Genomic DNA, 14279 nt, shown 5'->3' with positions numbered 1-14279 from the left:
GTCGACGCTCGGCGATCCCATGGCCGACTTCACCTATCTGTTGATGCAGTGGATCATGCCGGGCCTCGAGGGCGTCGACCTCAAGGCGCTCAACATCCCAAGCCTGGAAGAGGCCGCGCAAATCTACTGCAACGTCACCAAGATGAGCGTGCCGGACCTCAACTGGTACTTCTCCTACAATCTGTTCCGTCTCGCCGGTATCACCCAGGGCATCGCCGGCCGCGTCCGTGACGGCACCGCCGCCAACGCCAAGGCGCCGGAGTCAGCCAAGCGCACGGTGCCGCTGTCAAAGGCCTCGCGGGAGTATGCGCAGAAGGCCGGCGCGGCATAGAGAACGCTGCCTAACAATCTCACTGTCGCTTGTCCGCAAAGCGCAAGCTTTGCACAATTGAGGCGAGATGGTCCTATGTTGGCGAAGCGTCGTGGTAAGAGGGCGAGCCGCGAACCACCAGAGCTTCTCGTCGCGTTCGAACCTAGGCTAGGGTTCAGACTCAATTGATCCAATGGGCGACGATGGCGGCGAGGTGGACGGCTGCCAAGAAGTTTCTGGCAAGTTTATCGTAAGCGAGTTGCGACCACGCCTGAAATCCTTGAGGCGGCAGAAACAGCGCTCGATGACGTTGCGCCCCTTGTAAGCGCGTTTGCTGAAGCTGTGGAGGGTGACCCTGTTGGATTTGTTTGGAATGACAGGCTTGGCACCACGATCGACGATTTCGGCGCGAAAGCCGTCGCCGTCGTATCCTTTGTCGCCAATGAGGGCAGACATGGGTGGGGCGAGTTCCAAAAGGGCCGGCGCTGCGGCAATGTCTACGTCCTGGCCTGGAGTGAGATGAAATGCGCAAGGTCTGCAATCAGAGTCACTCAGCGAGTGGATTTTCGTGGTCCGCCCACCGCGCGAGCGGCCGATCGCCTGTTCGTGCTCCCCCCCCCCGCCGCTCGCCGAGCGATGCGCTTTGATCGAGGTGGAGTCGATGGACAAAGTCACGCCGTCCTTGCCGCAGCGGGCGAGCGCTTCAAAGATCGCCTGCCAATGTCCGCGCTTGGCCCAGCCATTAAAGCGATTGTAGATCGTGGTGTAAGGACCATAGTCGGGCGGACAATCGCGCCAGCGCGCGCCGCACTGAAGCATGTGAACTACCGCTGATAATGCGTCGATCATCATCACGCGCCGGGCCAGTCTGGTTCGTTGGCAGATGCGGCCCAATCTGAGCCCACTGCTTGTCGTTCAGCCACAGCAGCCCCTTGCGCATCGAAATCCCCCGTATCGAATCAAGTCGGTGCGAGGGAATCAGAGATTGCTAATTAGGTACAGACCCTAAGCCTCGGGATTGCTACCGGAAGGAATGCCCAACCCTCCATTTGCCTGAACCCGCTCAACGAGCCACTTGGGTGGCGTGATGCGTGGAGGAAGAAACAGGGCACGGTAAAGCTGGTTGAGTTGTTCGGCGCTGCGAGGAATGTCCGCCGAATCCAAGAGCTCGGACACCATGCGCTTGGAATAGAAGCGCGGCTCGCGCTTACCCTCAGCTATTAACGCGGCCTGAGATTGACTTGTAACGGATCCATCTAGTAGGCGCAGCCACACCTCACAGAAAAGCGCGTATGCATAGCGTTGGGCTCTGGTTTCTAGAGAGAGAGCAGTCTCTAAGGGCAACACGGGGAACTGTAACTCACCGATAATATCGCCCCTATCAGCCAGCTCGGAAAGGTAATGAACGGTCACTCCGAAGCTCTTATCGTTATTGAGTATGGCATGCGTCCGCGTAAAACTGCCGCGATACTGGGGTAATGGAGCCGGATGGAGATTAATTCCTCCTTGATCAAAGCGCGCAAGAGTATGAGCGGAGAAGATCTTGGGCCAAATCACGCTAACAAGAAAACTTCCATGGCAGGAAATGTCGTCGATTGACTCGAAATAGGGTATTCCATATCGGTCTGCGACTTCCCAAAGCTCTTCGGCGGTTTCGGCGCTCCACCACGTTTTCTCGTTTCGGTTTGCACCGAGAATTGCCGAGACTGCACCTTTTCCGCAGGTTTCGATGATAAACAAAATGCAACGCGTTGCGAGTCCCCTGGTGCCAACAAATACCACCCTTTTATCTACAATGGACATTCTGGACCTCATCTCCTGCTGAACAGCGATGATCGGGCAATCCCGCTAATCAGCACGCCGCCCGACGTCGTAAGATGCATCACAAACTTCCTCCTCTTCGGGAAGCTTGCAAACCGTATGATCAACTTAGTTCGCATCATGCGACGAGACCATAAACTACCATTTCTTGCAGCTTGAAAAGCCTCGCTGGCAGGGCAACGCTGCACCATACCCGTTCGCTCAACACATTATCCCAGCGAGCGGTTGCGGTCCGTGCGGTTGCTGGCAAGCGTGAAATCCCATTATGAATGATACACCAAACGACAAAAAACGCAGACCTAGCCTGCTGGACTCAGTCTGTCACGGTTCCAAGTGCTGTCCGGCATCACTCACGATCGTCACCTAGATGTTGAACAGCGTGTACTCCCGGGTCTCCAGCCAAGTGCCCATCAACAGTGGGACGATTACGTTTCGCGGCATCACCAAGCGATTCGGCTCGGTCGTTGCTGTTGATGGGGTCAACTTGGAGGTTCGGGCTGGCGAGTTCCTCTCGCTTCTAGGCCCATCAGGTTCGGGCAAGTCCACATTGTTGATGATGATGGCCGGATTCGAAACGCCAACGTCTGGTTCTATCGCCGTGGGCGGGCGAGACATCACGCACGTCGCGCCTAATCAGCGCGCAATCGGTATGGTGTTCCAGCGCTACGCCCTTTTTCCGCACATGACCGTCGCCCAGAATGTTGCCTTTCCACTCAGAATGCGCGGCGTGCTCAAAAAGGAGATCGGCCCCCGCGTCGAGCGCGCGCTCGCGCTCGTACGCTTGCAACACTATGATGCGCGGATGCCACGCCAGCTCTCCGGCGGTCAGCAGCAGCGCGTCGCGGTGGCGCGCGCGCTGGTAGTTGAGCCACCGGTGTTGCTGATGGACGAACCGCTCAGCGCGCTCGACAAGAAGCTGCGCGAGGAAGTGCAGATCGAGGTCAAGAAGCTACATGAGAGGCTCGGGATCACGATCATCTACGTGACCCATGACCAGGAAGAGGCCCTGACGATGTCCGATCGCATTGCCGTGATGGACAAAGGTAAAATCCAACAGGTCGGTAGCCCAACAGCGCTCTACCATGCCCCCAACAGCGGCTTCGTCGCCGACTTCATAGGCAAGATGAACTTCCTCAACGGCTACGTGCAGGCAATCGACGGAGATCGACTGTATATCCTTGTCGCTGGCGGCATCGTCGGAATCCCGCGATCGCAGCTCGCGCCCGGAACAGCGCTTGTTACGGGGCAGCCAATTCGGATCGCCGCGCGTCCCGAAAGCATCGCTGTTACCGAGATCTCTGCCGGCTCGATTTGCGGCGAAATCGAGACGTCCGTCTTCCTCGGCTCGCACCGCAAGCTGATTGTGCGAACCGATGACGGAACGCAGCTTCAAATTCTGACACCGTCTGACTCTCGCGCCTACAATGAGCCGAGACACGGCCTGGTTTATTTAACAATCGATGCGGCAGCCGTCCGCCTGTTTCCGCGCGAGGTCTGAGCATGGAGTTCTCAGCCAATACCTCGTCGGACAAATCGCACGCCTGGCAGCTTTCGCGTGGCCTGTCGCTCGGTTTCGCTTTGCCGCTTGTTTTTCTGCTCGGTTTCGCTTTCCTCCTGCCCATCGGCAAACTGCTTCTGGGCAGCGTCTTCGCGCCGAGGGCCACGGCCGAACACTATCTTAGGATCGCGCAGGAGCCGATCTTTTTACGCATCCTTCTGCGAACGGTCCGGACTGCGGCGGTCGTCACGATCACTGCCGTCATGCTCGGCTATCCGGTTGCAATCGTGATGGCGCGTCTGCAGGGACTCGCCGCCATGCTGGTCGGGGCCTGCGTTCTGGTGCCGCTCTGGACGAGCGTGCTGGTGCGTTCTTATGCCTGGATCGTGCTACTGCAGCGCGACGGGATCGTCAACAGTGCGCTCAAGAGTTGGGGGCTGATCGACCAGCCCCTCCGGCTGATCTACACTGAGGGCGCTGTCATCATAGCGATGACGCATGTGCTCCTACCCTACATGATCCTACCGACCTTCTCTTCAATTAAGTCCATCCCGCCGGAGCTCGATCGCGCTGCGCGCAATCTCGGTGCCAGTTCTTGGAGGAGCTTTGTTTCCGTCACACTCCCCCTCAGCTTGCCCGGACTCTATGCGGGCGCGATCATGGTATTCATTCTCTCGCTCGGCCTCTACATCACTCCGGCCTTGGTGGGCGGTCCGCAAAACCTGACCATCGCCACACTGATTGGCCAGCAGACGACCGATATGCTGAACTGGCCCTTCGCCGGAGCTCTTACCGGCCTGCTGCTGGCGGTGACGCTCGCGCTCGTCGGGGCGTTCAAGCGATTCCTGCGTTTCGGAAAGGGCTCCTGATATGCCGTTCACAGCCTCTACCTTGTCCATGTACAGTGGCTCCGCCCGCAGGAGGATGGAACGGATACGGTCCTTGCCGTTCGGACGGTGTCTTCTCAATTTTTTCGTTGCTCTCGTCTTGGCTTTCCTGCTGCTGCCCACTCTGCTCGTCGTACCGATGTCACTCGGCGAAGCTTCCTACATCCAATTCCCGCCAAAAGGCCTGACGCTAAAATGGTACCAGGTCTATTTTGGCGACAGGGACTGGATGAACGCAACATGGTTCAGCCTGCGCATTGCACTGGCTACGACAGCGGCGGCAACCATCGTCGGGATGCTGGCGTCAATGGCCATCGTGCGTGGCAAGCTGCCGGGCGCACAGGCGATCCATGCGCTGACACTCGCCCCGCTCATCGTCCCGCATATCGCGCTCGCGGTCGCACTGTATCTCGTGTTCGCGCCCCTCGGCCTCACCGGCAATTTCGTTGGGTTTGCCATTGCCCATACGATGCTGTCGGTGCCCTATATCCTGCTGACCGCGACGGCGGCGCTCCAGCGCATCGATCCCGCCCTCGAACTCGCGGCGCTCAACTGCGGCGCTTCGCGAGCCCAGAGCTTTGCCCATGTCGTAATGCCCGATATTGCTCCGGGCGTTGCTGCTGGCGCGGTCTTCGCCTTCCTCGCCTCGTTTGACGAAGCGACCGTCGCCTTCTTCATCTCCGGCATCGAAGGCAAGACGCTCACGCGCAAGCTTTTCGAGGACATCGACTATAACCTGACACCGGTCATTGCAGCCGCATCGACGGTCATGGTCCTCCTGTCGCTGGTTTTGATGGGCGGCGTCGAGTGGCTGCGCGCACGCAGTACGACCTCGACGTAGAGTGCAACAAGCCCGACCAGACCTCCACGGCGAATTGTACATCGCGAGAGGAGGCACCGCATGACCGGCAGGATGCGATTTCAGGCGCGTTGACTGATCTGACATTAAAATTTGCTTATTGTTGAAAATTCTGAATCCATGGGTGACCATGATTCTGGATCTGATGGTTGGTGCCGCGTCGGCTGAAGGGACGCTGACGCTGTGGGCTTCGTCGTTGCGAGAAACCAAGCAACGCATCCGTCTGGTGTTTACGCAGGACGGTCGCGGCGTCGGCGGGCAATTTCTCGACGGACTGTTTGGCAACAAACAGCGCAAGACGGGTTGGATGCGGGCCGAAGTGGCCGACGATACAGGGCCGCGGCGCCAGCAGGCGATCCTGGGTCGGGCGCTGAGGGATGCCGACGCGTTACGCGACATTGTGCGTGAGTTACGCGCTGGAAACGCTCGGCGATGAGAGCGCGATTCTGGTCATTGATGATCGGCTTCTTGAAACAGGGCAAGGCCTCGTGCGGGGTCGCACGCCAGTACACTGGCTCGGCGGGCAAGATCACCAACTGCCGAATCGGAGTATTCGCCGCCATGTTCGCGGCATGGCCATGCCCTCGCGCGCTGTGTCTGCCAAAGGGTGGATGGAGGAACCCGCTCACCTCAAAAGCCGCGCACGTACCAAGCGATGTGGACTTTGCGACGAAGCCCAAGATCAGGCGTCGCATGATTGCTCGCGCGATTGCCGCCCTTTGCCCGCCTCCGCAGCAGAGTTTCAATCTCGCCCGGCCATACAGACTGTCCGCCGCCACGAAGGAGAACCGCATCTTGCGGAGGGACAGGCGGCGCGCCAAGCGTTCTTGGGAAGGCTCTGTGCGATCGCGGAGGCGCTGCCGGCGACAGGCTGCTGCTCGTCCCAGGAACGAAACATGTGATTGGAAGCAATGCCCAGAACATAGCCGTCGAGAACGGCCAAGTTAAGATAGCCTCAGTCGTGTCAGCGTGGGTCCATTGCTGAACGACCTTTATCCCAGCTGTGCGCAAAATCGGCGCGGCATTTCGAACCATATGGCCGCCGATCGAACGCCTGCACTAACAACGGCACGAAGGTGTGCCGCGAAGGAGCACGATGTTCGCGAGGCATTCCCATGCTGCCAACCCTGCACGCCTCCTTCAGAGCTGGCACTGGCAATTTAAAGGCTTTGACATAATGGCAGCGCCTGATGACGCGTTTGGCGGCGCCGGTCTCCGGCTTCGTAATACCATGCGCCTATTGCTGCTGCCCCAGGGAGGACCGCGCGACGCCGCTTTTGCGCAGAAACCGACGATAAAATCGCTGGCTTATCTTGCGTTCGAACTCTCCCCTGCGAACTCCACTACATTGTAGAGTCAACGCCTTTGTGGCCCGGGCCACAGAAGCGACGCCATGGCCGTTCCAAACAGGTGTGCCCTGTTCATCCGCTCTTCCTACTCCGATCGCCAAAGGGGCGCTCCTTCATTGGTACCCGAATGCCGACCGGCTCTTTAGCCCGGCTTGCCTCCGCCGACGCGCAGATAGGCGCCGGAGACGTAACTAGCCTGATCGGATAGAAGCCATGCGATCGCCTCTCCGATCTCCTCGGGCTCAGCGACGCGGCCGATTGGAATCTCGGCTGCGGCAGCTTCGAGCACGGCGGCACCGGGCATCTCTGTGCGGGTCGCGCCGGGACTCACCGTGTTGACGCGGATGCCTTCGCCCGCGAGCTCCTGGGATAGACCGAGGGTGAGGCAGTTCAGCGCGGCCTTCGAGACCGCATAGTGGATCTCGACATTGGGAGCGCCGCTTGTGGACAGCCCAGACGAGACGTTGACGATGGCGCCGCCCTGTCCGCCGCTCTGCAACGACATGCGCGGGATTGCTTCGCGGATGCAGGCCATCGCGCCGAAGAGGTTGACGTCGAAGACCCGCCGGACGACGGCATCGGGAACGTCGACGTAACGTCCGCGCATGCCTACGAGGCCCGCGCAGTTCACTAGTCCGCGCAGCCTCCCCAGCTCGGCGTCGCAGCGAGCGAACAGTTCTACGACGGCGCCTACATCGGTGACGTCTGCTTTGATAGCGGTCGCCCGTCCGCCTGACGCAACGATCCCTGCAACGAGGGCATGGGCCGCGTCGTCGGCAGCGACATAGTTCACCGCGACCGCCCAGCCGCGCTGCGCAAGCAAACGAGAGGCGGCCGCGCCGATCCCCCTGCTGCCTCCGGTCACGATAGCAACCGCGCGGCCTGCGTCCCCTGTCATTTGCTGAGCAGATCCATCACGCGGCGGGAGATCATCTCCTGATTATCGGCGATCCACTTCGCGTCCAATTCGATGGTTTTGCTCCAATTCTCCGGGTTGGTCGGCATCGAGCCCCACTCCGCCTCGCTAAGATATTCACGGACTGCGGCGCTGGGAGTTGCAACTCCGACGTCCTCAGTGAATGCCGCATGTTCCTTGGGGTTGTGCAGAAAGAAATTGAGAAAGCGATAGGCGGCATCGCGGTTGGGCGTATCGCGCACGATGCCCCAATACGTAATATTCTGAATCGACTGCTCATAGGAAAGCCGCAGCGGCACGCCTTGCGCGATAGATGGCACGACGCGGCTGACCCAGAGCAAGCCCATCACTGCGTCACCATCGCGCAACGCAGCCTGGCTCTGCTCGCCCGTGCTCCACCAAACAGAGACATGTGGTTTAATCTCCTCCAGCTTGCGGAGGGCACGCTCGACGTCCAATGGGAACAACTGTTTCTGTGGAACACCGTCGGCGAGGAGGGCGACGATCAGCAACCACGGATGGGCTGAGGGCGTGCTCGGCAGGGTTCGCGGACCTGGAAAGGTCTTCAGATCCCAGAAATCGAACCAATTCGTTGGCTCCTTCCCCTTGAACTGCGTCGTGTTCCAGGTCAGCACCCCCGCTCCGATGCTTCGCAAAACGCCATGTGGAGTGCAGGTGTTGGGCAGTTGGGTCTCCTTGGCGATGGGTATCCGGGCGCAATCGATCGGCTCGAGCAGTTCCTGATAGCGACTAATCAAATCCTCGGGAAAGGCGGTCACCACATCCCATTCGATGCTTCGGGCCTGCCGCATGGCCGCGAGGCGGGCCCACTGCGACCCCAGGCTTGCGCCGACTGGCGCGATGCGGATTGCGGTTCGGATTGTGAAAGGCTGATAGAAGTGTCGCTCCAGAGCTCGCTCAAAGGTCCCGCCGCTGGTGACAACGACCAAAGGCCGCTGCTGCTCTTGGCAGCCGACGCCAAACACCATCAACGGCGCCGCGACGATTGCCGCAAGCCTCAGCCTACCGTTCATCGGACCGCCCCTGTTTAGCGCGGTTGCTCTCGCGCCGGCTAGGCTGTGCCAGCGCGGCAATCTCACGCGCGCTTGTTGTCTCGATATCCAACACAGCATCGAGGAGCCGCTCCGACTGAGGGCTGCCAAGAGCTGGTTCCACCAACACATGGAACTTGCGCGCGATCTCATCAGGCCCGAAAGGCGGCCCCCCCGGCGCTCCCCCCGGAATCTCTGCATAGCCTTCGCGAATGGATCCATCGGTCAGCATAACCTTCAACCTAAATGGCAGCAGCGACCGCCCGAAGAAAGCGTCGTCCGCACCGGACAGGAGCGAAAGAGAAACCTTCGCCGCAAGTTCCGGCGCTTGCGGCTCTTCAAGCGCGCTTTCGACCATACCCTTGGCAGAGGACCGCCCCAACAGCTCGAGCGCGATCAGCAGGGGAAGATGAAACTGCGCTTCGATGATTGTATCCGGCCACTTCCCGGCGAAGTCGCGCACGATTTCCCCAAAGGTTGCGACCTCGATGCGAGCAATTTTTGCCGGTTCAATCGGCTGTTCGGCCGCCAGTGTGCGAAGGACATCCAGCGCCGGATGCACCCAGCGACAGCAGCCGTAGGGCTTGCACCCGACCTGCATCAGTCGGAACTCGGAGCCCAGCGCTCGAGTCATTTCAGCGCTATCATACTGGTCCGATCCCGCCATGCGCCAGAAGCCGGTCTCGCCATCGAAGATGTCGCGGCTTCCGGCAAAGCCTCGCGCGGCGAGCGCCCCGGCCGTGACCGCCCCCATCGTTGCCCAACTGTAATTGTTCTTCAACCACGGCATCGGGCGGCCGTGAAACTTCCGCAGGAAGGGCACGGGCGCGTGCTGCGCCGTGAGGCCGAAGACATCGCGCGTTGCTGCGGGCGACAGACGATGAAGGCGCGCGACCGCGCTGGCCGCACCATAGATCTGCCAAGTGGCCAGGCCCAGAACAGCGGCGGCGCGCTCCGGCGAGGGCCGGATTGCAGTACCCAATCGCAAGGACATCTCGTAACCTGCGACGATCGCCACCAGCAGTTCGCTGCCAGGCCGATCGAGCTCTTCGGCTACCGCGATCGCACCAGGGATCACCGACGTTCCCGGATGGCCCAATCTGACCAAGGAATCGTCGAAGCTCAGCAGTGTCGCCGCGTAGGCGTTGACGGCGGCCGCCTGCGGAGCAGGCAGACGCGTCGATCGGCCGAGCACCGCCGCCGTAGGCCTGCCCCCATGGCTTTCTTGATACTCGAGGAAGCTGGCCGCTATGCCCGTCTGGCCACCGGCGATGGCGCAGGCGACATTGTCCGCAACAAGCCATTTCGCCCACGCTATGACGTCTGGGGGCAGGTCCTCGTACCTGATCCTTGATACATAGTCTGCGACCTGTGCCGTCACACAGCTTCCCGTTACAGGCTTCGCCCCGGGATGGGACGCGTCATCCAGGAGACCAATCGCCCTCACCCGTCCAGAAGTCGGGATTTCGGTCGATAGATGATGCTGCTGTATCAAGGACAGTCTCCATGCTGATCCAAGGTTGCTTCGTTGGCGGGGATAGCATCGGCACGCTCGCAGCCCCTCAACGCTGCTCCTCTGGGGCTGGACCAGGTTAGCTAACATCCTGGGCGCGAAGCGGCGGCGATATGTTTGATGCCCATCTGTCGTAACCATCGACTAAGATTCTCATCTCCTCACCGGTGGTCCAGAAAAGCCAATCGTCGTCCACAATATCCTCCGCCACGAGCCGCAGTACTGACCCACTAGGCTCAGCATGCGGTACATCGTAGACGCGTTTATCTATCGACCAGCGCCCGGCAAGTCCGCACCGAAAGTCAGGAGCCCACATGGCGAGGGACACTCCTCGCATTATTCCCGCCATAATTTTCGTTATGCCTTGCCCCCTGAAATCTGATCGCACCCAAATGTCTCCGTGATAAACTACCTTTCCGGTGATCCGCCATGCGCTTGGTGCCTTGCAGATGCAGCGATCCTGAGGATGTGCATGTTTGGCTGGGTCTGCATAAAAGAACTTCAGGGATTGGAGATGTTCGGCAAGGTTGCTCTGCGAGAGGTCATATAGCCGGGCCGCCTCAACAAGAACGACCTCATTATTCTTATCTACCCCCACCAGCCAGTATCCCTCGCCTGCCTCGATCGGCGAGCGGTCCGGGCGAAAAATTGGGTATGTCTTTCCTTTCGTTGGAGTAGCCTCTGTTATCGAGACATACTCATGAAAGTCGAATCCTACCGAAAGATTGATGCCCTTTTGAATGGCTGCCTCGTCGTACGAATGAATGAACCGTGAGACGTGCAAGGGGTTGACCAAGGCTTTCATCGCTATAGCTGTCTCCTGTCCGCGTGTGCCGTCCGGTAGGTCACAATAGCTGATTGGAGGGCGTCGGGAGACTACCTACTCTGGGAGGACGAAGTTGTGATCGGCCTGCTAGCCTCTCGAACATAGGCAGCAGCATCTCTGCGAGCCGCCGCGCAGTGCGTAAAAATCGGTTCGGCGGATGCAGCCCCCCACTCCCAACATCAGATCTGCCAGAACACACCCTGGCACCATCTCACACTCTGCCATCGGGCTGTTGACAGGGTCTTTCGCACTGCTCACTGCTAGATGCGTATCCGTTAGAAGATGTTCTAAGACTGCATGCTGAAGAACAGCAGCGCCGCTCTCCACGAAATGAGCGAGCATCCTTCGGCCGGCAGGATCGATTTGCATAGTGTGCACGTGCTATTTCCAGAAACGACTGACGAAGCGCAGCTGCTCCAATGGAGGATCCACCTCGATCGGTTCCGCTAGTTCAGTCTCTGGAATTACTGACACTCGAGCGCCATACCCGGCACTACTGCCGCACCGGAGCCGCAGCCCGTTCGATAGGCAGTACCAACATAGATGTGGCTCATTTCGAGAATTTCGGTGCTTCAGCAGACCCGCCCTTTGACACTCCAACCGCCCCCGGCATTTTCGAGAGGAAATTGGCAAGGAGAGGCAAGGACCGGTTTCCCTCTCCACAAGAGAGTTGGCGAGCCATAAAACAACAGATCATTGTCCTTCCCTGAGTGCATGAAAGCATCGTACTGAAGCGATCAGCTGCATAATTTCGGCCCTGTAGAACCTACATCAGAAGAATTCGGCTTTGTGGGCCGAATAGAATTGTAAAGCTCCTGACGGCAGGAAAAGGAACAGCGATGAATGTTGTCGAGACCCTGAGCGCCAATTCGCCCCTCGATGAGGCGCTTCGCGGTGCCATCGGCGCTTATGTGGCGCGCAATCCCAACAGCGCGAAGCAGCATGCGTCCGCGTGCGAGGCCATGCCCGGCGGTAACACCCGCACTGTATTGTTCCATGAGCCGTTCCCGTTGACGATTCGTTGCGGGAAGGGCTGCGAAGTTTCCGACGTCGACGGCCATCGCTATTTCGATTTTATGGGCGAGTACACGGCGGGCCTTGCCGGGCATTCCAATGCGATAATCGGGGAGGCAATCAAGCAGTCGGTTGACAACGGACTGAGCCTATCGGGCCACACGCGCGTGGAGGCGGAGTTTGCCGCGACCATTGCAAAGCGGTTTCCGGCGATGGAGTTGCTGCGTTTCACCAATTCCGGCACTGAGGCAACGCTGCTAGCGTTGACGCTCGCGCGCATCGCGACCGGCAAGAACAAAGTGATGGCTTTTGATGGCGCTTACCACGGCTCTGTGTTCACTTTTAAAGCAGCGGTCAATCAAGTCAACGTACCCTTCGATTGGCTGCTTGCGCCCTACAACGACGCTGCCGCCGCGGCAAAGCTGATCGCGCAGCATGCCGACGGCATTGCCGCTGTGATCGTTGAACCGATGCAGGGCTCTGGCGGCTGCATTCCCGCTGAGCGAGATTTCCTCTTGACCCTACGCAAGGAGACCGAGAAAGTCGGTGCGCTTCTTGTTTTCGATGAAGTGATGACCTCGCGTCTTGCGCCGGGCGGTCTGCAGACCCGCTACAACATTCGTCCAGACCTGATGACGCTTGGCAAGTATGTGGCAGGCGGTCTGTCATTCGGCGCCTTCGGCGGCCGCGCCGATTTGATGCAGCGTTTCGATCCGCGTAAGGTGGATGCGCTTGCCCATGCCGGCACCTTCAACAACAACGTACTTACCATGTCCGCCGGCGTTGCGATGATGACGAAAGTCGCCACGCAGCAGGCATTGGATCGCGTCAATGCGCGCGGCGAAGCGCTGCGTACCCGGCTCGAGTCGCTATGCCGGGAATATCATGCCCCCCTGTGTGTCACCGGGATCGGTTCGCTGTTCACCATCCATAGTGTCGCGGGACCGGTGAGATCGATTGCCGATACCACTGCGCAAGATCAGCGCATCAAGGAACTGATGTTCTTCGATCTTCTCGAGCAGGGAATCTATCTTGCCCGGCGGGGCATGGCGGCGCTTTCGTTCGAGATTGATGATGCCGCCTGCGAACGATTTACCGCCGCCTTCGACCAATTTCTCAGGCGGCGGAAACTGCTATTTGCGGCAGACACGACCAGCCTACGTCCCGATCGCAGCTGATCCGCGTCTCGACGGAGCGTAGCAATTTCTGGAAGTACAATGCGCTCGGAACGCACATTCAGGGGCATGTCCAATCCAAGCCGCCGCGCCGTACTCGCCGCTAGCGCTACAGCGCTGTCGTTGCCGTTCATTGGCCGGGCGTCCGGTCAAGCACAATGGCCAACGCGGCTAGTCAAGGTGGTCGTGCCGTTCGCAGCGGGCGGTACAACCGATATCCTCGGCCGTCTGATGGCGCAAAGGTTATCTGAGGAATACGGCCAGCAGTTCATCGTCGAGAACAAGGCAGGAGCCGGGGGCAATCTTGGCGCCGATTACGTCGCGAAGGCTGATCCGGATGGCTACACTCTCGTGATCGGCACGCCCGGTCCGCACGTCATCAACCAGTATATCTACAAGAACCAGCCGTTCGACGGTGCAAAGGACCTTGCGCCCGTCGTGGTGATTGCGCGCGTGCCTAACCTGATCTCGGTCAATCTCGATGTGAAGGCGAATACGTTGCAGGAGCTTATCGCGCTCGCGAAGGCGGACCCGGGCAAGCTTTCTTACGCGTCGCCGGGCACCGGCGGCACTGGCCACGTGGCGACCGAGCTTTTGAAGTCGATCGCCGGCATCGATTTGCTACACGTGCCTTATCGCGGCAGCGCACCGGCGCTGACTGACGTGATCGGAGGCCGGGTCGAGATGTCGCTCGACAATCTTCCTGCGGCTCTGCCGTATGTGGAGGCTGGTAAGCTCCGCGCACTTGCCGTAACCACCGCAAAGCGCTGGCCGGAATTGCCAAACGTGCCGACTGTCGCCGAAGCCGCGGTTCCGGGTTATGAGGCCTCCTCCTGGTTCACGATCGCAGCTCCTGTTAAGACGGGTGCAGACATCGTCGCCAAGCTAAACAGGAGCGCGAATACCTATTTGGCCGACAAGGACATGGCACAGAAAATGCGAAGGCTCGGCGCCGATCCGGTCGGCGGCTCGCCAGAAGAGATGGCGACGTTGATCGCCGATGAGAACGTTAAATGGAAGAAGGCGATCGAGTTCGCTGGACTCAAGCCGGAGCAGTGA

The 14279-nt window shown here is 59.6% G+C and carries 10 protein-coding genes and 3 pseudogenes; 7 read left to right on the top strand and 6 right to left on the bottom strand.

What is annotated here, in order from left to right:
* Positions 1-331: pseudogene (locus IVA98_RS24960) on the top strand (phosphotransferase family protein); the annotation flags it as partial.
* A 160-nt stretch (positions 332-491) separates the two neighbouring features.
* Here the strand turns inward: IVA98_RS24960 and IVA98_RS24955 are convergent.
* A pseudogene (locus IVA98_RS24955) lies at positions 492-1250 on the bottom strand (IS5 family transposase).
* A 65-nt stretch (positions 1251-1315) separates the two neighbouring features.
* Positions 1316-2113, bottom strand: coding sequence for a formyltransferase family protein (locus tag IVA98_RS24950; protein WP_247355699.1), 798 nt, complete (start codon positions 2111-2113; stop codon positions 1316-1318).
* Between the two features lie 385 nt (positions 2114-2498).
* On the opposite strand from IVA98_RS24950, the gene IVA98_RS24945 reads away from it, so the two are divergent.
* From IVA98_RS24945 to IVA98_RS24930, 4 genes and pseudogenes are all read left to right on the top strand, one after another.
* Positions 2499-3629 carry an ABC transporter ATP-binding protein gene (locus IVA98_RS24945; RefSeq protein ID WP_247355698.1) on the top strand — a complete coding sequence of 377 codons (1131 nt, stop codon included), beginning with the start codon at positions 2499-2501 and terminating at the stop codon, positions 3627-3629.
* A 2-nt stretch (positions 3630-3631) separates the two neighbouring features.
* Complete coding sequence (locus IVA98_RS24940) at positions 3632-4498, top strand: ABC transporter permease (RefSeq protein ID WP_247355697.1); 867 nt, start codon at positions 3632-3634, stop codon at positions 4496-4498.
* A 55-nt stretch (positions 4499-4553) separates the two neighbouring features.
* Positions 4554-5357, top strand: coding sequence for an ABC transporter permease (locus tag IVA98_RS24935; RefSeq protein ID WP_247355696.1), 804 nt, complete (start codon positions 4554-4556; stop codon positions 5355-5357).
* 148 nt (positions 5358-5505) lie between these two features.
* Positions 5506-6101 (top strand): annotated as a pseudogene (locus tag IVA98_RS24930) (transposase); the annotation flags it as partial.
* Positions 6102-6866: 765 nt separating this feature from the next.
* Here IVA98_RS24930 and IVA98_RS24925 read toward each other — a convergent pair.
* The 4 genes from IVA98_RS24925 to IVA98_RS24910 all read right to left on the bottom strand — a co-directional run bounded on the left by IVA98_RS24925 (position 6867) and on the right by IVA98_RS24910 (position 11010).
* Positions 6867-7622 carry an SDR family NAD(P)-dependent oxidoreductase gene (locus tag IVA98_RS24925; RefSeq protein ID WP_247355695.1) on the bottom strand — a complete coding sequence of 252 codons (756 nt, stop codon included), beginning with the start codon at positions 7620-7622 and terminating at the stop codon, positions 6867-6869.
* Entirely contained in the window at positions 7619-8674 is a 1056-nt protein-coding gene (locus IVA98_RS24920; protein ID WP_247355694.1) for an ABC transporter substrate-binding protein, read from the bottom strand. Before IVA98_RS24920 ends, IVA98_RS24925 begins: the two co-directional genes overlap by 4 nt.
* Complete coding sequence (locus IVA98_RS24915; protein WP_247355693.1) at positions 8664-10187, bottom strand: MmgE/PrpD family protein; 1524 nt, start codon at positions 10185-10187, stop codon at positions 8664-8666. The genes IVA98_RS24920 and IVA98_RS24915 overlap by 11 nt, the downstream gene beginning before the upstream one ends.
* 97 nt (positions 10188-10284) lie before the next feature.
* The gene (locus IVA98_RS24910; protein WP_247293600.1) at positions 10285-11010 is read right to left on the bottom strand and encodes a hypothetical protein; all 726 of its coding nucleotides are present in this window, start codon (positions 11008-11010) and stop codon (positions 10285-10287) included.
* 860 nt (positions 11011-11870) lie between these two features.
* Between IVA98_RS24910 and IVA98_RS24905 the strand changes: the two genes are divergently transcribed.
* Both IVA98_RS24905 and IVA98_RS24900 read left to right on the top strand, forming a co-directional pair.
* On the top strand, positions 11871-13223 hold the full coding sequence (locus tag IVA98_RS24905) for an aspartate aminotransferase family protein (protein WP_247355692.1): 1353 nt from the start codon (positions 11871-11873) through the stop codon (positions 13221-13223).
* Positions 13224-13289: 66 nt separating this feature from the next.
* Entirely contained in the window at positions 13290-14279 is a 990-nt protein-coding gene (locus IVA98_RS24900) for a Bug family tripartite tricarboxylate transporter substrate binding protein (protein ID WP_247355691.1), read from the top strand.

Origin of the sequence: Bradyrhizobium sp. 160 (assembly GCF_023073735.1) — a bacterium.
Taxonomy (GTDB): domain Bacteria; phylum Pseudomonadota; class Alphaproteobacteria; order Rhizobiales; family Xanthobacteraceae; genus Bradyrhizobium.
The sequence above is the reverse complement of the archived record's forward strand: the minus strand, read 5'-3'. Positions and strand labels throughout refer to the sequence as shown.